The sequence below is a fragment of the Acinetobacter sp. ANC 4654 genome, assembly GCF_002135425.1.
GTDB classification, from domain to species: domain Bacteria; phylum Pseudomonadota; class Gammaproteobacteria; order Pseudomonadales; family Moraxellaceae; genus Acinetobacter; species Acinetobacter kyonggiensis.
On record NZ_NEGL01000008.1, the window covers coordinates 37,178 to 59,354 of the forward strand.

A 22,177-nucleotide genomic window follows, 5' to 3' on the forward strand; every position below is an offset into this window, starting at 1 on the left:
ATTCCTTATGAGTTTAACTGTTTTGGAAAAGTCAGTTTGCAACGCAAACCACCTAATGGAGAATGTTCAAAACTCAACTTCCCACCCAATGCCTGCGCAATTTTACCAGATAATGCTAACCCTAAACCTGTACCGCCCGTACTGCGGGTACGTGAATCATCGACGCGATAGAAGCGCTCACCTAAACGTGCCAACTGTTCATCCGTTAAGCCAAATGGACTATCATCGACAATCACGCTCCAATCGGTTGCCGACTGCTCAGTATGCACACGCACCTCACCGCCTGCTTCGGTATAACGAATACTGTTGCCCAGTAAGTTGACCATAATTTGCTTAAAACGATCTATGTCCAATTGTAAATTTGTACCTTCGCCTTGCACCGAAATCGATAAATTGGCTTGAGAAAATTTAGGCTTAAAGTTTTCAACTTCTTGTAGCACCACATTCCAAGGATTCACTTCCGCCAAATAACAAGTTAATTGCTGGGCTTCGGCTTGAGCTAAGTCGGCTAGGTCTTGCGTCAATTTCTTCAAACTGGTGACTTGACGCAACATCGCTTCAAAGTGTTCTGGAGTTGGCTTTCGAATACCATCCTGCATTGCTTCAATCTGAGCTTGCAGTACTGCCAATGGTGTTTTTAACTCATGTGAAGTATCTGCTACCCACTGACGACGTGAACGTTCATGCTGATCTAGAATGACCGCCAATTGGTTAATTTCAGTAGATAAATCACCCAATTCATCATTACGATTAATTTTGACCTGATGCTGATAATGCCCTTTGGTCAATTCACGTGTTGCATTTAACAGCCGTTGAATGGGCTTTTTAAAATAAGTTGCCAGCAATAACGCGGCAATTAAACTACTTAAAAAAGTTAAGCCATAAATCAGCAACAAATAGCGCTTCTGATTACTAAAGAAATTAATACTTAAGGCATCATCTTTATCCAGTACAGGTTTTAAGCCCAAATAACCGACAATTTTATCATTCACCATAATCGGTCGATAAGACACGGGAATATCTGATGGTTCACCCACAACAAACTGCTGATTGGCATCATATAAGGATAATCGAGAACTTAGCCCCAAACGGTCAGGCATCGAAATAAACTGCTTTTTTTTGCTTTGATTGTGTGTTGAATCTGTTTGCGTTCCTTCATTTTTTTTATCAGGACGAAACATATTTTGATTGGAACTTAATGGAAATTGAAGTCCTTCAAAAGGCTGGTATTCCGAAGGCAAATTCAGCTCAATCAGCTTAAGCTCTTCTTCATTTAATATCGGTTTATGTTGTCCAGCCTTATCTAAATTAGGCGAGACATTCATTAAGGAATTGTCCTGAAAATAACGCTGCTGCAAAGCAATATCGTACTGACGGCGTAACCACCAACGCGATAAACGATCATAATCATCAGGTGCTGCCTTGCCTTCAATTTGAAGAATTTGTGCTTGAATGGCATTGCCCCAGTCATGATAAACCGTATATACCCCTGCCAAATTGCTGATGACATGGTCGAGTTTTTGCATTTCAACATCGGCCACATAGCGGGCAAAGTTTTTTTGCATGGTCCAATGCAAAACACCCAGACTCACCGTCGTAATCACTAAGGTCGTGAGTAATACGGTCAAAAATAGGCGTAAAGCAATCGGAACACGACGAATTTTCAAATGCAAAATCTCAAAATTTCTTCTCAATTTATTATTGTAACCAACACCATGCTAAAAAACTCTCCATTGTTTCTTCATCATTATTATCTATTCTTTAACTGATCAAAATTACATTATTTTCATTGGAGCTAAAAACAATGAATTCCATGATAAAAATTGCTTTAGTGGGTACAAGTATTCTCAGTCTAGGCGCTTTAACCGCCTGCCAATCAAGCCATAGCGTTAAAGATAATGACCATGCTCGCATGATGAAAGATCATCATCCTCGGCATGAACGCAAAATGACAGATGAACAACGTGAACAGTTCAAACAAGCACGTCATGAACGTAAACAAGTCTTTGAACAAATTCAAAAAGCCTGTAAGAGCAAAGCAGCAGGTACAACTGTACAAATTCAAGCCGGTGAAAAGACCCTTGAGGGTACGTGCAGCATGACATTTAAACCAGAGCATAAAACTGGTCAAAAAATGCGTGGGGAAAAGTATTCCATGAAAGATGAGCATCGTCCAATGCGCGGTGAAATGCATGAGGGTATGCATATGCAACATGACCAGCCTTTAACAGATGCTCGACGTGCTGAACTAACGCAGCAATTTGATCAGCGTTTAGCTGAACGTCAAGCAATACAACAAGCGATTACTAAAGCTTGCCAAGGTCAAACTCATGGTAAAGCAATTCAGATCAAAGTCGGTGTGCAAACCATCAATGGTCAATGTGAAATTCACTTCCAACCTAAAGCCCCTGTTGCCGCTCCAGTGAAATCAGCCCTATAAATATCTCCACCAAATTTTAAAAGGCGCATTTATGCGCCTTTTTTATTGGACATAAAAATTTACGTATTTGACTATTTATAACATCGAATAAAGGATAAAAGCATTTACACTCAACATACTTAGCAATTTCAAGCGAAAAATCTTTGACTTTACAGTCACCAAGAAAAGGCATGGAAAAGCTTGTACCAAGCGGGAAGATGTTGCACGATTGAGCCATAGAAATACGTGTCATAGAAGGCACGTTCCAATGTTTATTAGGATTATAAGCTGGTTAAACCAGTATTGAGGAAACCGATATGCCACAATACAAAGCGCCCTTACGTGATATGCAATTCGTACTGCATGAGCTATTGAATGCAGAAGAACACTATTCTAAATTACCTGCATTTCAGGAAACCGTAAGCCGTGAATTGGTTGACCAATATTTAGAAGCTGCTGCAGATTTCTGTGAAAACGAATTGTCTCCAATCAACCAAAGCGGCGACCGCGAAGGTTGTACTTGGAATGATGGCGTTGTAACAACACCAACAGGCTTTAAAGAAGCGTATCAAAAATACATCGAACTTGGCTTCCCTTCTCTTTCTGCTGAAGAGCAATACGGCGGTCAAGCTTTACCTGTTTCTTTAGGTAACGTGATTTCAGAAATGGTCGGTACTGCGAACTGGGCATGGGGTATGTACCCGGGTCTTTCTCACGGTGCAGTTCGTACTTTGGAACACCACGGTTCAGCTGAACAAAAAGATGCTTACTTACCAAACCTTGTTTCAGGTGTTTGGACAGGCACGATGTGCTTAACAGAATCACACGCTGGTTCTGACTTGGGTATTATCCGTTCTAAAGCTGAGCCACAAGCTGACGGTAGCTATGCAATCACGGGTGAGAAAATCTTTATCTCAGCGGGTGAACATGACATGGCTGAGAACATTGTACACATTGTTCTTGCACGTCTTCCTGGCGCGCCAAAAGGCACTAAAGGTATTTCTTTATTCATCGTACCGAAGTTCAACTTAAACGCAGATGGTTCTGTGGGCGAGCGTAACGCAGTTCGTTGTGGTTCAATCGAACACAAAATGGGTATCCATGGTAACTCAACCTGCGTGATCAACTTTGACAACGCAAAAGGTTTCTTGATTGGACCTGAAAACCGCGGCTTAAACTGCATGTTCACCTTCATGAACACGGCACGTATTGGTACTGCAATTCAAGGTTTATCTGCATCTGAAGGTTCATTCCAAGGTGCACTTACTTATGCGAAAGACCGTTTGGCAATGCGTTCACTTTCAGGTGTAAAAGCGCCAGAAAAAGAAGCAGATCCAATTATTGTTCACCCTGCTGTACGTAACATGCTTTTAACGCAAAAATCTTTTGCTGAAGGTGGTCGTGCACTGGTTTACTTATTGTCTTTACATGCGGACGTGGTTGAGCAAGGTGCAACAGAAGAAGAGCGTAAATCTTCTGACAATATCTTGTCCCTATTGACACCAATTGCAAAAGCATTCTTAACTGAAACAGGTTCAGAATCTGCGAAGCACGGTGTTCAAGTGTTCGGTGGTCATGGCTTTATTTCTGAACATGGCATGGAACAAATCGTACGTGATACACGTATTGCTTGCTTGTACGAAGGTACAACTGAAATTCAAGCACTTGATTTGTTAGGTCGTAAAGTGTTGGGTACTCAAGGTGCAATGTTGAAAGACTTCACTAAGATTATTCACAAATTCTGCGATGCAAACAAAGACAATGTAGGAATGAAAGAATTTGTTGAACCACTTGCTACTCTAAATAAAGAGTGGGGTGATTTGACAATGCAGATTGGTATGCGTGCAATGCAAAACCCAGATGAAGTGGGTGCTGCTGCGGTAGACTTCCTATACTTCTCTGGCTACGTAACTCTTGCTTACTTATGGGCGCGTATGGCACTTGTAGCACAAGAAACGCTTGCTGCGGGTACTACTGACGTTGACTTCTACAACGCGAAAGTAACTACTGCACGTTTCTACTTCAAGAAAATTCTACCACGCGTTCGCTCACACGTTGACGTGATTGCGGGTGGTTTAGAGCCATTGATGTCTTTAGATGCTGAACATTTCGCTTTCTAATAAAACATTGTAAAAAAACTGTACTCATGAGTACAAAAAAGAAAAAGGACGGTCATAGCTTTGGCGGTCCTTTTTCTTTATAAATACACATAAATATTACCCCTTAGTCGTCTAACATGCTCGAAATCCCTTGCTTAGACTGACTAATACCAAAATTTAAACAAAAACAGGTGTCCGAATCATGCCAATCTATAATGCGCCACTTGCAGATATGAAATTCATCCTTAATGATGTATTCAATGCAGAGCAATTCTGGCAAGCCAATGAAAATCTTGCACATATCGATGCTGCGACGGCAGAAGCTATTCTTGAAGAAATGGCTAAATTTGCGCAAAACGTGACGTTACCCATCAACCGTACCGGTGATGAAGAAGGTGCAACATTTAGCAATGGCAATGTGACGACTCCTGCTGGCTTTAAAGAAGCATTCAAACAATATGCTGAAGGTGGTTGGATCGGTTTAGGCGCTGACGAAGAATGGGGCGGTCAGGCAATGCCAAAAATGCTGACTGTTCTTTCTGATGAAATGTTATTCGCAACCAATCCATCATTCATGCTCTACCCGCTTCTTTCTGTCGGTGCGGGTATGGCGTTAAACAGCTATGCATCACAAGAGCAAAAAGAAACTTATTTACCTAAAATGTATACAGGTGAATGGTCAGGTACCATGTGCTTAACAGAGCCACATGCAGGGACGGATTTGGGTATTATCAAAACCAAAGCTGAACCGAATGCAGATGGTACGTACAACATTACAGGGACTAAAATCTTTATTACTGGTGGTGACCACGACCTTTCTGAAAACATCATTCATCTTGTTTTAGCAAAAACACCGAATGCACCTGCGGGTTCTCGTGGTATTTCTTTATTCATCGTACCGAAATTCATGGTCAATGCTGACGGTTCGTTAGGTGAACGTAATACGGCAGGTCCGGGTTCAATCGAACACAAAATGGGGATTAAAGCCTCTGCAACATGTGTCATGAACTTTGATGCAGCTAAAGGTTATTTAGTCGGCAAAGAAAACGAAGGCTTAGCAGCAATGTTCGTGATGATGAACTACGAACGTTTATCGATGGGTATTCAAGGTCTAGGGGCTTCTGAATATGCTTACCAAAATGCAGCACAATACGCGACAGACCGTTTACAAGGTCGTAGCGCATCTGGCGTTCAATCTCCAAATAAACCTGCGGACAGCATTTTAGTTCATGGTGATGTTCGTCGTATGTTGCTGAATGCACGTGCGAACAATGAAGCATCTCGTGCCTTTGCGGTCTATGTCGGACAACAATTGGATATCACGAAATTCTCAACTGATCCAGAAGCAATTAAAGCGGCCAATAACCGTGTTGCCCTTCTTACTCCAATTGCCAAAGCATATTTAACCGATACCGCTTTTAATGCAGTAATTGATTCACAAATGGTATTTGGCGGTCATGGTTATATTCGTGAATGGGGTATGGAACAATGCGTACGTGATTTACGTATTGCACAAATTTACGAAGGCACCAATGGTGTTCAATCGCAAGATTTAATTGGTCGTAAAACCATTAAATGCAACGGTTTATTCATTGCAGAATATATCTCTGAGATTCGTGACTTTGCTAACGGTTTAGACGCTGAGTTAAACTTCATTAAAGATGCAACATTAGATGCTGCAACTGAAATTGAAGCAGTGACGCAATATGTGATTGAAGCTGCAAGTGAAAATATCGAATTCCCGAACGCTGCGGCGGTTGATTACCTGCATGCAGTGGGTCTTTTAAGCTTCTCGTATATGTTCGCAAAAATTGCCAATGCAGCACAAGCGAAAAATGGCGAGTTTTATCAAAATAAATTGGCACTAGCTCAATACTTCGTACAACGCATTTTGCCAGAGCTTGAACTTCGTATTACCAAAGTAAAAGCTGGTTCAGAAGTGATTATGAACTTTAGCGAAGACTACTTTACCACTCAGGCTTAATTTTCCGAACTAAGCTTTAAAAAACGCCTGCATTGTCAGGCGTTTTTTTGGATGATCTTTTTTATTTTGGATAATATTTCCGAATCGTCCCAGACATTTCAGGATGATGCTTTTCTAAAGCATGTGCGACATTTTCAGCATCTGCTTTTGAACGATTCTGACTAACTTTAAATTTTCCTATAATCGAAGAAATTTCAATTTCGATTGCCACAATTTTCTCAAGTTGTTCTTCAATAAAATCATTCGGTGCATCCCCCATTTTCCAAGGAATATCCTGTAATGATTCATGAGTACGCGTTAAACGCGCCAATATGCCACGTAAATATTTTGGATCCTCTATTTTTTGGATACTTCCTGTGACATGCACCACACGGTAATTCCACGTCGGAACAACGCGATGATGCTCATGTTTACCCGCATACCCATTCGGAGAAATATAAGCCTGCTCTGCCTGAAAAATCACATACGCGGATACAGGGTGATCTAAAATTTCAAACAAGGGGTTTTCTTTTGCAATATGTCCTTTAAGTACCCCTAACTCACCTTGAGTTGAATCTAACTCGAGTGGAATATGATTCGCTTCGATTTGTCCATCATGGGTAACAATGACACTTGCCAATGAATGTTGTTCAATTAAATCGAAAAGCTCCGGAAGGTTTTCCTGTTTAAAATGCGTGGGTAAATACATTTATTATGCTCAAAAAATCAATATCACTAAATTCTAAAACGACTACTGCACATGAGTCATTGTAAAATACTATTCTCTATTGGTCTTTATATGCGACTAGACGAAGCAAACAGCAATAAAGCATGAGCGACATACCCTCTCATTCAAACAGAAAATTGAATCAATAATTTTTTGATTTATCTTTCATGTGCATGAAATTTGCATGCTATTTAATACATCTTAGTTTTTATAAAATAAGGAGGAAAAAATGTCTGAACGAAATCCCAAAGTTGAAAAAATTGAAGCCCTCCTCGACAAATTAGGCAATTTAGCCGTTGAAACCTTTCACTATGTCGCGCTGTTTATTATTGGCTGTATGGTGGCTTGGTCTGCGGTACATACCGTAATTGATATTTTAACCGTCAAACAATATGCAACCATTGATGACATTTTATTGTTATTTATCTATTTAGAATTAGGTGCAATGGTTGGAATTTATTTTAAAACCAATCACATGCCAGTGCGCTTTCTGATTTATGTTGCAATTACAGCACTAACCCGCCTGCTCATTTCCGACATTCAACATGACCATAAAGCAGATATGGATCTGATCATTATCACCGGTTCTATTCTTATTTTGGCTTTTTCAATTTGGATTGTACGTTTTGCATCTTGGAATTATCCATCCGTAATTCGTGACAAGCACAGTGAAAAACCGCTACCAGAAGGTAAAACACCTCGTCCGCAAGATGATGAATTGGCTTAAAAGCATCATGTTTTTTCAATCCCCCTGTAGGTAAAGGGGGATTGAATAAAGTTTAAAGTATTGCTTTAAACCAAGTACAAATTCGGATTGAGCAAGAATTCTTTTATTCAAACACTGTACTAAAAATATTTTTAGATTATCGATTCGGCACTAACACATAACGACCATGTTCATAAATCCAATACATTCCTGTAGGTGGTGCGGGTAAACCTAAACGACGCCAATCGGTAATTAAAACCGAATTTGAACTTTCAATTCGGGCTACATTCGGATCACCATTCACCCAGCTATAACTTTGCGAGTTCTGCGTAATGGTGGTTGGGGCATGATATTGAATACTCACCCCATTTTGGATCGGTGGATAGCCACCATGTGGCGGATATGATGGTGTTGGTCGACTTGGATAATGGGGTCGATGTTGTGGGTGACTACTTTGCGGATAGTTGTTTTGTGGATAATTCGGTTGATGCAAGGAAAAATTAGGTCGACTTGAAGTATAGTCATTTGATGGATAATTATTTTGCGGATAGCTCGGTCGATGTTGATGTTTGCTGGTATCGACACCTTGATAATTTGACCAACGGTTTTCTGCTTGAGTCATTGCTGAAGCCCCAAGAAGCACCATGCCACCCAGAGCATAAAGAATTGCTACTTTCATCAGAGACTCCCAATATCGTTGATACAACCATTCTAATCTTTAGTTTAGGATAAAGAATGAATAAAAAACCATCTAATGCAACGTTTTGTAAACCAAATATTTGAACCATTTCATGCGTTCATGCAACTAAGCATGCCCGATGTTTATGCTAAGATATTCTTTTTTGTTACTGGATCAAGCAGAGTGTCTGATTTAAGTTTTGACCGCCTACATCAATTCTTTTGTAAAGTGCCGAGTATACAAGAAGCATTAATTGATGCTTATGGTTCAGATGGTCAACATGCATGGTGGTTTAAATTTCAAATTAATGTAGAGCACCCTCTGGCATGGCAAACCGTGCAAGAATTGGGGCATGTGCTGAATTACATTTCAAAGAATGAACGCCTGCCAACGCAGTTCCTCCCTGTTTCACCACCGCCCTACATGAATGGTGAAGCAAAAGACTTTTTAGCTTGGGTGATTCAGTGTAATCATCCTGACTTTCCACCTGATGTCGTATGTGATTGGTTAGAAGCACGTTTACCACAACCCGTTGAAGATGAAAGTCAGTGGAAAATTAAAACGGATTTATCTGAACTGGATAAAATAAAAGATGCCGATTTGGATAAATTAGTTCCCCCAAATCCACAATAAAAAAAAGCGCTTAATGCGCTTTTTTATCTTTAATAAATTCAATTTCCCTCTTGTGCCATATATAGCTCATCTTTAAAAAAGAGGGACTTTCATCCTTCCTTATTAATACTTAAATAAGATAGCTCCTCCCTTTCTCAAAGGGAGGTTGGGAGGGATTTAAAAAATTTGGAACGATTTCCTAAAAAGTCGATACCCCACTCCATTCCATAAAGCGATAAATTGCGTATTTAAATTTCGACTCATCCGCATAAGCACTGTAATCAACACTCATATTTTTACCTTCTAAGTTCGACCAAGCAGTATTAAAATACTGATTGGCATCGTTAAAGACCTGCGCTTGTGATGCCCCGACCACACGTAAATCGGTTTCCAAATTATAATTTTTAATGTTCCGTGCCGTGAAATTTGCTGAACCTAAAATCAGCTCGGCATGTTGCGCATTGTGTTTCACAATCATTTTGCTATGACATTGCTCACCTTGGGTCTTACACCAACGTACAGGCACACCCGCATCATTGAGTTCAGATGCCACTTGGCGGTTTGGAATACCATTTTTTTGACGACCAAAAGCATCTTTATTCGGGTCAAGTAACACGCGCAGTTTTACCCCGCGCTGATGTGCCGCAATTAACGCTTTGACAATATCCCGTTCCGACAAATAGAACATGGCTAAATCAATTTGCTCTTGTGGCTTTGCCGTTTCAATCAATCTGAGTGTTGCATCATAAATGGCTTTTTCAGTCAGCACCTGAACTTGCGGCAAAGACTGTGCCGCCTCAAACTCGCCCATAATCACCATCGGAATATCACCTTTGGACATTCTGCCTACAGCCTGTTCAGTCTTTAATACATCAATTGCAGTATTGCCTGAAACCAGCAAGGCGACGTTGGAATGACGTGAACTACCATCGTGCGGGTTAGCAGAGGTCACTAAAGTTTTCCACCCCTGAGCGGTATCTACCACCAAAGTTTTACGATGATTGGCTTTAAAATTAAATAAGTTGAAATAACTCCGCAAGGTAATCTTTTGTTGACCAAATGGGTTAGGCAACCAACCCTTTTCAGGATTATTGCCTGCATCTTGACAACAGATATACCAAATACCAGACCAAAGTGGATTGGATGCACGTAGCGGTGTTAAATCCGTTTCAATCACATCAATCCCCGCTGCGCGTAACTGACGATAATGCGCTGGTGCAACACCGCCATAGACTGAATTAATCGGGTCGGTAATCACCTTAATTTCAATATTCGGTTGCACACGGCGCTTTAAAATTAAAGTATCGGTGAGTTGCTGAGTAAGTGTACGGTGCACGACACCAGATTCGCCAACCTCTTTATTGAATAAGAACATATCCAGCACAACGGTGCTTTGTGCCTCATCAATCATTTGCAACATTTGATTAAAAATATGGTGCTCTTGTTGTTGTTTGCCCTGCATATCAATATAGGTTTGATCAGCGATAAACTTCACCTCAGCATGACGCAACTTACCGGTAAAATCCAAGCCCTCAGGCAAGGGCTTATAGGTATGATAAATCGCTGATGAGAGATAGCCCAAAGCCAATAAACTGACCATTACGCCGACATAACGACGGCGTGACCAATTCAATTTTTGATGAATTCGTTGAAAAATACGCATAACAAAAAACCTAGTCCAATCGCATCAGACTAGGTTTTATGGTTTGATTTTTCAAGAGGTTTTCTGTGAATTAAGCTTCAGCCCTACAGTGTTTTATAGCGTGAAATTAGAAACCAAATTCTAAACCTACAGTAAAGTTACGCCCGACTTGCGGAATATTCGACAGGAAGGACGCATGTGAATAGACCTGATCATCTAACAAGTTGTTGGCTTTAAAATACACACGATAATCATTGTTTTTCGCGTATTGTCCTGCATAAGACACACCAACATTAACCATGTTGTAGCCATCCGTTTCATGCTCATAACTGGCAATCTTGCCCTGATTAAACACATGATAATACTCAGCCAAACCTGACCAATGGTCATCAAAACTGGCATCGACTTTCGTTCCGACTCGACCTGCTGGAACGCGTGGTGCATTGTCGCTTTCAATTTTGCCACGGACATAATCACCGAATACACTAACTTTATACTCATCGGTTACAGCATAAGAGGCTTGTGCTTCTGCACCATAAAATTTGGCTTTGTCTTGGGTGTAATCAACCAAACGAAAATCTTTGTAGGATGCTGTGGTATTGGCATAAATATAATTATCAAACCAGTTATGATAAACATGCACATGATAATCCAACTTATCTTGCTCATAATGCAAACCAAGCTCGATATTATTGGATTTTTCTGCGCTTAAATTTTCATTGCCACGTTCATAGGTATTGGTCGCAAAATGCTTGCCATTGGCATATAACTCTTGCGCCAAAGGTAAACGCTCTTGATGAGAACCAACCACAGACAATTTATAACTTGGTGCAAACTGCCAATTCACGGCACCTGAATAAGAGATGCCATAATCATCAAAATCTTTTTGATTGGAATCAATTTCAATTTTTTGCTGATCTAAACGCGCAGCCAATTCCACATGCACATCATTAAATTGCTTATGTTCTAAAGCAAAAAGACTCCATTTTTGTGTTTTGCTTGGATTCAATAAAGATTCTTCACCGGTAATATCCAGTTTTTGCTGATTATACTGTGTTCCAATTACCCCTTCCCAATTGGCAATAGGATTGTGTACCAATTCTAAACGTGCATCATAGCCCTGACTTTTAAAGCGGGTTGCCACCGTATTTTCTTCCAGTTCGTCATGTTTATAGTCGGTATAACTGGCATGGGCACGTAATTTTTCAAAGCCTGCAAATGGGTTATTCAATTCAGTACGGAAATCATAGCGTTCCGATTTAAGGTCAACCCAAGGGCCAGCAGCATGCTCATCTTCATCATGGGTATGTCCTGTATGACTGCCACAATGCAAGTTATTGTCATGCGGATGACAGTCTTCATATTCATGACTATGCCCCGGTAAACCATACTGATCCTGACGATTACTATATGAAATACCGCTAAAGCCACGATCATAAATCCACGATAAACCGACATTGACAGTATCGCTTTGAGCAAAGGTATTGCCGACACGACGTTCTTTTTCTAATTCGCCATCATGGTCATGAAAATAATTCGGTGCAATATAACTGTTTGCATCTCGGGTCGAACCTTCTACCCGTAGTGCAACTTGATTGCCTAAAGCGACGGTTGCCCCGACACTGGCGAGTTTTTCATCACTGCCTGAGTTATAACGCATCCCCGCCTGTCCCTCAATGCCTTTTTCTGGCATTTGGGTGGGAATTTTATTGTCCGTGACATTGACTAAACCACCCACTGTGCCTGCACTATATAGCAAGGTCGATGGCCCGCGAATAATTTCCACTTGCTTGGCTAAAATTGGATCTACAGTCACGGCATGGTCAGGAGATAGTGCAGAAACATCGGCTGTTTCCGAAGCATGTTGTAGGACTTTGACGCGTGGCCCATCTTGCCCACGAATCACGGGACGGCTAGAGCCTGAGCCATATTGGTTAGAATACACTCCCAGTTCATCTGCAAGTGCATCACCAATGGTTGCTCCACGTTCAGCCAAAGCCTGATGCTCTACCACATGATCTGCCACTGCAAAATCGGCAGCCGATTGTACCAAGGGATGTGCTTTTAATTGAATGGTTTCTAATTGTTGATTTTGAAGATGATCATCAGCAAAAACGACAGGCGTAATGACGGCAAAGATAGACAGTGTAATTAAATTCTTATGGAAGGACATGTGCAGGCTCAAAGCGACAAAATCTGAATAATGTTATAATATAACATTTCATCTTTTTTGCAATAAAAAACATTTCTTTTAAACAGCTTCGGCTAGACTGTGTTTCTACCATTAAATCATCATTGAATTTTAAAGATTTTTAGATGCCTTTTACCATATCGCATGCTGTACTCGCACCGCCTATTTCCAAGTTAACAGGTCATGCACTGCCTGTTGCTGCACTGGCTATTGGTTGTATGGTGCCTGATTTATACCGCTTATTTACCCAAGAAAACTCCAATACCACCCATTTATGGACATCAATTATTCATCCCGACTTATGGATTGGCTTGGTTTTTTGTCTACTTTGGTATCTGCTCTATCGCCCTGTGATTTACCGCTTAAGCGGGATTCAACACCCATTACATATTGAGAGTTTCAAATCAGCGGTTAAATTTTTCATTGGGGTCATTGCTGCGGTGCTTGTTGGCACAGCAACGCATATTATTTGGGATGGTTTAACCCATGTCGATTTTAGAACCTTTGCCTTTAAAGACTTTCTAAGTCAAAACCTCACTTTGTTTAATCATCAATATCCTGTGCATCGCATTTTACAAATTGGTAGCTCTATTGTGGTTTTACCTATTTTGCTTTACATGTGCCTGCAATATTACCGACAACATCAGCAACACCACCCAATTAGCCCAAAAATTAAATACTTTGCTGTCACACTTTTACTAACATCTTTCGCTGTTGGCTGTTTTTCTGCTTGGGATTATGCCCGCTATTTTTCCACAGAAATATGGCAGGCAGATCTGTACTTTTTTGTTGGTAAATCAATCAATGAATTTACCCAAGGGGCTTTATCCGTATTTACCTTAGGCAGTCTGTTGTTGTTATTTTTTGATCGTGATCATCGACTGGGTTAATACGCTAAAGTGAAATGATGCAGCAATTTTCAGTGATTTGGCGTTGTTTTTAGATCTACTTCTTGTGACACCCTGCCCAAAGAGGCATAATTCAACATTCAAAGGCGGTACGCTGTTTACGTATACGCTTGCCTTAACCCATATAGTTGGATTTTTTACGCTATGATGCGAACTCATTACTGCGGTACTTTAACCGAAGCTCAAATTGACCAAACCGTTACATTATGCGGTTGGGTACATCGTCGTCGTGACCACGGTGGTGTTATCTTCCTCGACATGCGTGACCGTGATGGTCTTGTGCAAGTGGTGATTGACCCTGATACACCTGAAGCATTCTCAACTGCTGACAAAGCACGTTCTGAATTTGTACTTAAAATTACAGGTCGTGTACGTCGTCGTTATGAAGGCACAGAAAATGCCAACATGGTGAGTGGTCAAATCGAAGTTCTAGCCAAAGACATCGAAGTTCTTGCTGCTTCTGAAACACCGCCATTCCCATTAAATGATGAAAATACCAATATTTCTGAAGAAGTTCGTTTGAAATATCGCTTCCTCGATATTCGTCGTCCTGAAATGCTTGATCGTTTACGTTTCCGTTCTAAATTGACCAACCTCATTCGTAACTATTTCGAAGAAAATGGTTTCTTAGACGTTGAAACACCAATTTTGACCCGTGCAACGCCTGAAGGCGCACGTGACTATTTAGTGCCAAGTCGTGTATCGAACGGTAGCTTCTATGCACTGCCACAATCACCACAGTTGTTTAAACAATTGTTGATGGTGGGTGGTATTGACCGTTATTACCAAATTGCTAAATGTTTCCGTGATGAAGACTTACGTGCCGATCGTCAACCAGAATTCACCCAGATCGACGTTGAAACATCGTTCATGAGTGACGATGACATTATGGATTTGATGGAAGTTTTAACCATTAAAATGTTCAAAGAACTGCTTAATGTTGACTTCGGAAAATTCCAACGTATGACTTATGCAGATGCGATGCGTGATTATGCATCTGACAAACCAGATATGCGTATTCCTTTGAAATTGGTTGACGTTGCAGACATGATGCAAGACGTTGAGTTCAAAGTATTCGCAGGCCCTGCTAAAGATCCTAAAGGTCGTATTGTTGCACTTCGTGTACCGGGCGCAGGTTCATTGCCACGTAGCCAAATTGATGAATATACTAAATTCGTCGGTATCTACGGTGCGAAAGGTTTGGCTTATATTAAAGTCAACGAACTTGAAAAAGGCATTGAAGGTCTTCAATCACCAATCGTTAAATTCATCGAGCCAATCGTGCTTGATTTGTTGAAACGTGTCGGTGCTGAAAATGGCGACATCGTATTCTTCGGTGCAGACAAAGCCAAAGTTGTGAACGATGCGATGGGTGCGTTACGTATCAAAGTCGGTCATGACATGAAATTAGCGACTTGCGAGTGGGCACCACTTTGGGTTGTTGACTTCCCAATGTTTGAAGAAACAGATGATGGCAAATGGACTTCTGTACATCACCCATTCACGCTACCAAAATCAAGCGTTGAAGAAGTGAAGAACAACCCGGGTGCTGCGCTGTCTGTCGCTTACGACATGGTCTTGAATGGTACTGAAGTGGGCGGTGGTTCACTGCGTATTTATACTTTAGAAATGCAACAAGCCATTTTTGAAGCGCTAGGCATTGATGCTGAAGAAGCTGAAGAAAAATTTAGCTTCCTACTCAATGCATTACGTTACGGTGCGCCTCCACACGGTGGTTTGGCATTCGGTCTTGACCGTCTGGTGATGTTAATGACAGGTGCTTCTTCTATTCGTGAAGTGATTGCCTTCCCGAAAACCAAGACTGCGGAATGTCCTTTAACTCAAGCGCCTGCGCCAGTTGAAGCGAATCAATTACGTGACCTCGGTATTCGTCTACGCGAAAAACCAAAAGCTGAAGTTAAAGCAGAAGCTTAATCCTTTAAATTCAGTGCTAAAAAACCCTGCTCATGCAGGGTTTTTTATTGCATTGAGATCATGTCTTGAGAATGGCATAATAGCGACCTATTTTCTCCTTTGGTGTGAGCTAAACCTTATGGCTATGCGTCCTGCTGTCCGTCGTCGTGCACTTGTATTAATGGTATTCGCTATCGCTCAGTGGTTATTTATGCGTTACATTTTAGCCAATGGTTTATTTAATATTGATACTAATCAACGTATTCTTTATTTTTGTGTCAGCAGCTTAGGTGGGGCCTTACTCATTTTTGTCAGTTTGATTTATATGGTCTTAAAAGGTAATGCCGATAAAGCTGAATAGCTTTTTCTCTATCGCCACTAGGTTGATCTCATTTTATTGCCTAGTGGTCGTACTTCATTTTTTATTTTGTTCTCAAGACTTTTAACCTCATTTTCTATGCTTTAGAAATGGCGCAGCCGCATTCATGCGATAAAACTCTTTCCAGAATTATTCTTCTTATAATGATATTAACTATAAATAAGTTGCGCTGTTATGTATCTTTTATTCAAAATAATCGCCTTGCTTCCTCTTTCTCTCTTGCAGTTGATTGCCTCTTGGATTGCTATTTTACTTAATCGTTACAACTCATCCATGAAACGAATTACCCGAATTAATCTGCAATTGGCCTACCCAAGTTTAAGCACGCAGCAGCAAAAAATATTCATCAAAAATAGCTTAAAAAGCCAATGTATGACCTATGTTGAGTCGATTAAATGTTGGGGTATGCCGCCCGAATATAATTTAGCTTTATTGAAAAATACTTATGGTGAACAGTACTTTACTGAAGCCTTAGCCAATAAGAAAGGTGTGATTGTGGTGATTGCACATTTTGGCTGTTGGGAGCTTTTAAATACATGGCTGAATCAATATGCCTCACCAATGATTATGTACAAGCCCAATAAAAACAAAGGCATTGATCGCTTTATGTTGGAAGCACGGCAACGGCTCAATACCACCCTCGTTCCAACCAATGAAAATGGTGTGCGTTCAATCTTTAAGCACCTAAAACAAGGTGGCTTGACGGTCATATTACCCGATCACCTGCCCAAAGAATCTGGTGGAATTTATTCAAACTTTTTTGGACAAAAAACCTTATCAACAACATTGGTGTCAAAATTAGCCAGTAAAACCCAATGTAATATCATTGGACTCAGTTGTATTCGTGATGAAGTTTCTGGTTTTAATGTTCATTGTTCACGACTTTCCGATGACATTTTGTCCAAAGATTTACAAACTTCCGTAGATCGCCTCAATCAAAATTTAGAAGCTATGATTAATATCGCTCCTGAACAGTATTTATGGTCTTACAAGCGTTTTCGTAAAGTTGAAGGGCAAGAGAATATTTATCTTCCACAGCAACATTAAATTTTCATGTATCTATACTAGGCTGAAATCTAAAACTATTTAATAGAATATTCGTAATTTTATTTTGAGATAATTATTTTTATTTAATTGAGATAATTTATCTAAAATGGCATAATCTTCTCATTCTTGCATATAGTAAATTTTCCTTATACTTTATGGATCCTTAAAATTTTTATATCATTGTTTTAAAAGTAAGTTCTGATAAATTAACTCGCTAAAAATAAGACTCTTCCTCTTGTTTATTTCCCTAAAATTTTATAATTCGGATAACTTGAATGATTCCTAAAATTATTCACTACTGCTGGTTTGGAACTAAAGAGCTCCCTGAGGAATGTCAAAAAATAATTAACGATTGGAAAATTTATTGCCCAAATTGGGAAATAAAATTATGGAACGAGCAGAGTTTCAATTTATCTGCCCATCCATTTACACTATCCGCATATGAACAAAAAAAATATGCTTTTGTTTCAGATTACGTTAGAGCATGGGCACTTTATGAGTATGGCGGTATATACCTTGATACAGATGTAGAACTAAAAGCACCTCTAGATCCTTTTTTAAAATGTCAGGCTTTTTCTGGATTTGAATCTACTGGGTATCCATTTACGGCTGTATGGGGTGCAATACCAAATCACTCATTGAGTAGAAAAGTCTTAGCTTATTATACTGAACGCTATTATGAGAAAAACCAAGAAACAAATACCATTTCTGTATCCCGACTAATTATTAACGATTTTGGTATCAATCCCAAAGATGATTCATATCAACAAGGTTATGATGGGCAATATACTATCGACATTTATCCCTCTACTCATTTTTGCTTAGATCTTCCTGTAAATTATGCCACCCATCATTTTTTTGGCTCATGGGTAGAAAATCAAACTAAAACTGCTAAAAACTATCTCAACGATCAATTTCAGATAAAGCAATTAAACCAGCATCCTGATTGTGTGAACAGTAAAGATTACCTACGAGCATTATCTAAAGTGCTGACCATTAAATCTATATGGTACTTAATACGTCAATTTATAAAGAATAAAGAATAAGCAGATAAAGACTATTAACGTTTTTCTAGCATATACACCATAAATTTATTGCTATTAAAAGCAAAACAATGCCAAAAATTTGTGGCGAGTTAAATATTTTTCATAAAGACATTGATGGAAAAAAATTGAGAGAGCTTATAGAATTGATATAATATTTAAGTAAAATATCGGTAAAATCCGAATCATAAAATATTTACCTTCATTTTGATAAATTTTAGAGTCAAATAAATAACATGAACAAAAAACGTCTTCTATTTATTTTAGATCATGCCTATGGTGGCGGGGCAGAAATCATTACGATTAATTTGGCAACAGCCTTAAGTCATGACTATCATGTCGGCTTAATCATATTAGATAGAAGCAAGTTAAACGTAAATATTCCGAATAGCATTACTGAAATTAATGTTGAAAATAACAGTAATTTCATAAACTCTAATTTTTGGAGAATGAAAAATTTCTCGGATGAATATAAACAAGAAATACAAAGTAAAGTGGATGATTTTCACGCTGATCTGGTGGTCATAAGCTTCTGGAACAGTCTGCATCTTTCTAAATTTTTAAATCATCCAAATGTTTATTATTGGATTCATGGTGATATTTTTTACCAACCTCCAAGCCCTTCTTTTAAATATATATTACGTGATTTTTTACGAAAAATTAGACAACCGTATTTTTTCAAATCCCTTTTAAATGGTCATAATATTATTGTTGTAAATAAAGATTTAAATAAAAAAATATCAAAAATTTGTTCTGAATCTAAAGTTATAACTTTATATAATGGCATTCAGGAACGGTCAATAGCCCAACAAAAAAATATCATTTGGGATGCAATATATGTAGGCCGTTTATCTTCAGAAAAACAAGTTCACCATGCAATTCAAGCTTTTGCCCAGAGTCACCTGACTGGGAGAATGGCCATTGTCGGTGACGGATATTTGAAAGCTGATTTATTACGGCTCACTCATGATTTGAACTTACAAGATAGAGTCTATTTTTTAGGATGGTTAGAATCAGACCAAGTTGCCCATCATATCCATTCGAGTCGCTTACTTATTTTAAGTTCACACACTGAAGGATACCCACTTGTCATTTCAGAGGCAATTTTACTTGATACTCCAGTAGTTGCCTACAAATGCTGTGAAGGCGTTTGTCACCAGCTATCGAATCAATTAGCAAATGGGTTAGTTCCACCTCAAAATATCAAGGCTCTGGCACAAACCATCAATCATATATCTGAGTCTTCTTATAAAATTACTGAAAAAGATAAGAAAAATTTATCTTTGGATACAATGAAAAATCAATTTAAAAAATTGACAGGCATTTAGAGGTATCCATCCCAGTCCATTTTTTCATTTTACTCGCATCAATAGCATAATGAGGATTATGGAATGATATTGAACAAAAGTGATTAAAGATGTGTAGATTGTTCATCACTTCGTGGCTGAAGCTCATCTCATATTTGGCAAATAGTTCTGGCCACTTCAATATTTTGCTTTTCATTATGACCACCAATCGCGCATTTATTGACCTTTACTATAGGTTGGTAATGCTTTACCTTCTAGAGCGTTCAAAATCACCAAAGGAATAAATTTTAAAACATATTTATTTAAAGCTAAAAACCGAGTTCTATTACTTTTTATTCTTGGTTCCTACTTTTATTGTAGGAGATAACTCTACGATAGATATAAATTTTAACAACATCGTTAATTTACTCCTTTCACCTTTTTTAGTAAAAAGAATTAGAGATGTACAAAAATATAATAAAGAGTAACCGAACATTGAATAAAGAAAATCAAAAGCTTAGTTGCTGGCTATTTAGTTTAATTTTAGTGGCAAAACTTATAGAATAACGGCAGCTATAATTATTTTTTGAATATCTACATGAAGAAAATCTTAATCTTATGCATATCTTTAAAAGATAGCAAAGCAAGACAAAACAACATATCTCATCAAATACAAGCCCTCAAACAAACTGTATCCGATATTCAAATTGATTTTCAGTTTTTTGAAGCGGTATATGGAAAAGAACTTCCACCTGAATACATCGTTTTTTTAGATCTTAGAAGGAAATTTTCTGGGCAATGTGAACATGCATTAGGACCTAGCGAATTTGGTTGCTTTTTAAGTCATATGACGTTATGGCAACGCTTAGCACAAGGTGATTATGCCGAATATGACCGCATCATCATTTTAGAAGATGATGTCATCGTCAATCTTAACCACATTACAGAAAAGCTAAACTCCTTAATCACCCTCAATCCTGATTTTGCCTTTCTAAGTGGCAATACAGAGCCTTCTCGTCGGCGTATTCGCGGTTTTAACAGTGATGATCATCTGTATTTCAATCTGACTGGACCGAAAGATCTTTACACTGGGGCATATGCCTATTCCCTCACCCCAGAAAAAGCACAGTTTTTTATCGAAAAACAAATTAAAAAATTAACCTACTTGGATGATTGGACCTATTTACTTAAGTCATCAACCACTACCCCTTATTACTATTGCTTTGAACATGATGATGAAATGCAAAGTAATATTGCGGGCGACCGTAAAATTTTTATGAAAAAGCCAAATCGATTTAAGAAAAATTTTAGAAAAATGAAAAATGATCTCGTTTCTCGTATTATTTCTTTATTTTTATTTAAAAAAATTATTCGTCTTTCTGCTTTTATCGCAGCAAATAAAAACAGCTTAAATACACCAGTAAATAATAAGAGCAAGGATTAAGATGAAAAAATACCTTTTTATTCAAGATCATTTATATGGTGGTGGTGCAGAACAAATCTGTATTGATACCGCTGTTGCGCTTAAAGAAAAAGGTCATGATGTGACTGTATTGTTATTAGATTCAAATCATATACGCACAGCCTATCCTGAAGACTTAAATCTAATCAAATTCGATATAACACCAGCTTTCATGCAAGGCAGTATCAAGAAAAATAAGTTAAAAAGTGTTCCTTTAGAACAACAAGCTGAACTGATGCAAATCATTAATGACTTAGCACCAGATACCATTATTGCGGGTCATTCACATGCTTTTTGGTTATCGCCAATTCTGACAGGGAATGTTTGGTTTTGGGTACATGGTGATTCATTAGGTTTGGTACGTAAACAAAATTTAGGTTTCTTTAAATATTTAGAAGCGCTGAAGAAGTTTATGCAATGTAAAAAAGCCTGTAATTACCTATTTAAAAGCAAGCAACTTATTGTTGTTAATCAAGATATTGGGAATCTTATCCAACAGCATATTCAAGAGGCTACAGTCAAGGTCATTCATAATGGTATTGATGTTAAACGGCTCAAGAGCAACTTGCTAAATGATGAAAGTAGCATTATCAAAAAATGGGATGCAATTTTCGTCGGACGTTTATCTGAAGAAAAACAGCCCGATGTGGCAATAAAAGCTTTTGCTGAAAGTGGTCTAACTGGACGTATGGCAATCGTCGGTGATGGGCCATTGTTAGATGAATTAACTCACCTTGCTGAAGCCTTAGGATTGACAGAACGTATTGATCTTTTAGGCTGGCAAGATCAACCCAATCGTTTTATTCAACAAAGCCATTGCTTAATTTTACCTTCCCGTACCGAAGGTTCACCGCTCATTGTTGCAGAGTCCCTTATTTTGAATGTTCCTGTTGTTGCTTTTAATTGCTGCGAAGGCGTAGAACACCAACTTTCATCAGGTGAACTCGCTCAAGGTCTAGTGACTTTAAATGATATGCAAGCTTTGTCCCAACGACTTTATCAAGTGGTCACCCATCCCTATGTGATTCGAGAACAAGACATACAACGCTTAAATATCTCAGAAATGGTGAAAGCCTTTGAAGAATTATAAGCCCCACTAT

The 22,177-nt window shown here is 38.9% G+C and carries 18 protein-coding genes; 13 read left to right on the plus strand and 5 right to left on the minus strand.

Translation table 11 applies throughout. From position 1 onward, the window contains the following. Positions 1-5: 5 nt before the first annotated feature. Positions 6-1,667, minus strand: a complete 1,662-nt coding sequence (gene baeS, locus B9T24_RS12905) for a sensor histidine kinase efflux regulator BaeS (RefSeq protein WP_086166148.1) — start codon at positions 1,665-1,667, stop codon at positions 6-8. A 137-nt stretch (positions 1,668-1,804) separates the two neighbouring features. Between baeS and B9T24_RS12910 the strand changes: the two genes are divergently transcribed. From B9T24_RS12910 to B9T24_RS12920, 3 genes are all read left to right on the plus strand, one after another. Beyond that, positions 1,805-2,440 carry a hypothetical protein gene (locus B9T24_RS12910; protein ID WP_086166149.1) on the plus strand — a complete coding sequence of 212 codons (636 nt, stop codon included), beginning with the start codon at positions 1,805-1,807 and terminating at the stop codon, positions 2,438-2,440. 296 nt (positions 2,441-2,736) lie between these two features. Then, positions 2,737-4,539, plus strand: coding sequence for an acyl-CoA dehydrogenase C-terminal domain-containing protein (locus tag B9T24_RS12915; RefSeq protein WP_086166150.1), 1,803 nt, complete (start codon positions 2,737-2,739; stop codon positions 4,537-4,539). 181 nt (positions 4,540-4,720) lie between these two features. Next, complete coding sequence (locus B9T24_RS12920; RefSeq protein ID WP_086166151.1) at positions 4,721-6,502, plus strand: acyl-CoA dehydrogenase C-terminal domain-containing protein; 1,782 nt, start codon at positions 4,721-4,723, stop codon at positions 6,500-6,502. A gap of 61 nt (positions 6,503-6,563) precedes the next feature. Here the strand turns inward: B9T24_RS12920 and B9T24_RS12925 are convergent, their stop codons facing one another. After that, entirely contained in the window at positions 6,564-7,190 is a 627-nt protein-coding gene (locus tag B9T24_RS12925) for an FMN-binding negative transcriptional regulator (protein WP_074946743.1), read from the minus strand. A gap of 247 nt (positions 7,191-7,437) precedes the next feature. Here B9T24_RS12925 and B9T24_RS12930 point away from each other — a divergent pair, with 247 nt between their 5' ends. Beyond that, positions 7,438-7,935, plus strand: a complete 498-nt coding sequence (locus B9T24_RS12930; protein ID WP_004650176.1) for a phosphate-starvation-inducible protein PsiE — start codon at positions 7,438-7,440, stop codon at positions 7,933-7,935. Between the two features lie 136 nt (positions 7,936-8,071). Here the strand turns inward: B9T24_RS12930 and B9T24_RS12935 are convergent, their stop codons facing one another. Then, the gene (locus B9T24_RS12935; protein ID WP_086166152.1) at positions 8,072-8,593 is read right to left on the minus strand and encodes an RcnB family protein; all 522 of its coding nucleotides are present in this window, start codon (positions 8,591-8,593) and stop codon (positions 8,072-8,074) included. 183 nt (positions 8,594-8,776) lie between these two features. On the opposite strand from B9T24_RS12935, the gene B9T24_RS12940 reads away from it, so the two are divergent. After that, positions 8,777-9,226, plus strand: coding sequence for a hypothetical protein (locus B9T24_RS12940; RefSeq protein WP_086166153.1), 450 nt, complete (start codon positions 8,777-8,779; stop codon positions 9,224-9,226). Between the two features lie 178 nt (positions 9,227-9,404). Here B9T24_RS12940 and B9T24_RS12945 read toward each other — a convergent pair whose 3' ends face one another. Both B9T24_RS12945 and znuD read right to left on the minus strand, forming a co-directional pair. Further along, positions 9,405-10,868 carry a phospholipase D family protein gene (locus B9T24_RS12945; RefSeq protein ID WP_086166154.1) on the minus strand — a complete coding sequence of 488 codons (1,464 nt, stop codon included), beginning with the start codon at positions 10,866-10,868 and terminating at the stop codon, positions 9,405-9,407. A gap of 106 nt (positions 10,869-10,974) precedes the next feature. Then, entirely contained in the window at positions 10,975-13,020 is a 2,046-nt protein-coding gene (gene znuD / locus B9T24_RS12950; protein ID WP_086166155.1) for a zinc piracy TonB-dependent receptor ZnuD, read from the minus strand. Positions 13,021-13,163: 143 nt separating this feature from the next. Between znuD and B9T24_RS12955 the strand changes: the two genes are divergently transcribed. From B9T24_RS12955 to B9T24_RS12990, 8 genes are all read left to right on the plus strand, one after another. Beyond that, positions 13,164-13,928, plus strand: coding sequence for a DUF4184 family protein (locus B9T24_RS12955; RefSeq protein ID WP_086166156.1), 765 nt, complete (start codon positions 13,164-13,166; stop codon positions 13,926-13,928). 162 nt (positions 13,929-14,090) lie between these two features. Continuing rightward, complete coding sequence (gene aspS / locus B9T24_RS12960; RefSeq protein WP_086166157.1) at positions 14,091-15,881, plus strand: aspartate--tRNA ligase; 1,791 nt, start codon at positions 14,091-14,093, stop codon at positions 15,879-15,881. Between the two features lie 118 nt (positions 15,882-15,999). Further along, positions 16,000-16,221: a hypothetical protein gene (locus B9T24_RS12965; protein ID WP_004650184.1), complete on the plus strand. Its 222-nt coding sequence runs from the start codon at positions 16,000-16,002 to the stop codon at positions 16,219-16,221. Between the two features lie 192 nt (positions 16,222-16,413). Next, on the plus strand, positions 16,414-17,286 hold the full coding sequence (locus B9T24_RS12970; RefSeq protein ID WP_086166158.1) for a lysophospholipid acyltransferase family protein: 873 nt from the start codon (positions 16,414-16,416) through the stop codon (positions 17,284-17,286). Positions 17,287-17,561: 275 nt separating this feature from the next. Then, positions 17,562-18,332, plus strand: coding sequence for a glycosyltransferase family 32 protein (locus tag B9T24_RS12975; RefSeq protein WP_086166159.1), 771 nt, complete (start codon positions 17,562-17,564; stop codon positions 18,330-18,332). A 233-nt stretch (positions 18,333-18,565) separates the two neighbouring features. Beyond that, positions 18,566-19,657 carry a glycosyltransferase gene (locus B9T24_RS12980; protein ID WP_086166160.1) on the plus strand — a complete coding sequence of 364 codons (1,092 nt, stop codon included), beginning with the start codon at positions 18,566-18,568 and terminating at the stop codon, positions 19,655-19,657. Positions 19,658-20,213: 556 nt separating this feature from the next. Continuing rightward, complete coding sequence (locus tag B9T24_RS12985) at positions 20,214-21,059, plus strand: glycosyltransferase family 25 protein (protein ID WP_086166161.1); 846 nt, start codon at positions 20,214-20,216, stop codon at positions 21,057-21,059. Position 21,060: 1 nt separating this feature from the next. Continuing rightward, positions 21,061-22,167 (plus strand): glycosyltransferase, encoded by a 1,107-nt coding sequence (locus B9T24_RS12990; RefSeq protein WP_086166162.1) that lies wholly within the window; start codon positions 21,061-21,063, stop codon positions 22,165-22,167. The last annotated feature ends 10 nt before the right edge of the window (positions 22,168-22,177 follow it).

Coding starts and splice junctions, on each gene's coding strand:
- B9T24_RS12910 (WP_086166149.1), top strand. CDS start 1,805: ATGAATTCCATGATAAAAATTGCTTTAGTGGGTACAAGTATTCTCAGT.
- B9T24_RS12915 (WP_086166150.1), top strand. CDS start 2,737: ATGCCACAATACAAAGCGCCCTTACGTGATATGCAATTCGTACTGCAT.
- B9T24_RS12920 (WP_086166151.1), top strand. CDS start 4,721: ATGCCAATCTATAATGCGCCACTTGCAGATATGAAATTCATCCTTAAT.
- B9T24_RS12925 (WP_074946743.1), bottom strand. CDS start 7,190: ATGTATTTACCCACGCATTTTAAACAGGAAAACCTTCCGGAGCTTTTC.
- B9T24_RS12930 (WP_004650176.1), top strand. CDS start 7,438: ATGTCTGAACGAAATCCCAAAGTTGAAAAAATTGAAGCCCTCCTCGAC.
- B9T24_RS12935 (WP_086166152.1), bottom strand. CDS start 8,593: ATGAAAGTAGCAATTCTTTATGCTCTGGGTGGCATGGTGCTTCTTGGG.
- B9T24_RS12945 (WP_086166154.1), bottom strand. CDS start 10,868: ATGCGTATTTTTCAACGAATTCATCAAAAATTGAATTGGTCACGCCGT.
- znuD (WP_086166155.1), bottom strand. CDS start 13,020: ATGTCCTTCCATAAGAATTTAATTACACTGTCTATCTTTGCCGTCATT.
- B9T24_RS12955 (WP_086166156.1), top strand. CDS start 13,164: ATGCCTTTTACCATATCGCATGCTGTACTCGCACCGCCTATTTCCAAG.
- aspS (WP_086166157.1), top strand. CDS start 14,091: ATGATGCGAACTCATTACTGCGGTACTTTAACCGAAGCTCAAATTGAC.
- B9T24_RS12965 (WP_004650184.1), top strand. CDS start 16,000: ATGGCTATGCGTCCTGCTGTCCGTCGTCGTGCACTTGTATTAATGGTA.
- B9T24_RS12970 (WP_086166158.1), top strand. CDS start 16,414: ATGTATCTTTTATTCAAAATAATCGCCTTGCTTCCTCTTTCTCTCTTG.
- B9T24_RS12975 (WP_086166159.1), top strand. CDS start 17,562: ATGATTCCTAAAATTATTCACTACTGCTGGTTTGGAACTAAAGAGCTC.
- B9T24_RS12980 (WP_086166160.1), top strand. CDS start 18,566: ATGAACAAAAAACGTCTTCTATTTATTTTAGATCATGCCTATGGTGGC.
- B9T24_RS12985 (WP_086166161.1), top strand. CDS start 20,214: ATGAAGAAAATCTTAATCTTATGCATATCTTTAAAAGATAGCAAAGCA.
- B9T24_RS12990 (WP_086166162.1), top strand. CDS start 21,061: ATGAAAAAATACCTTTTTATTCAAGATCATTTATATGGTGGTGGTGCA.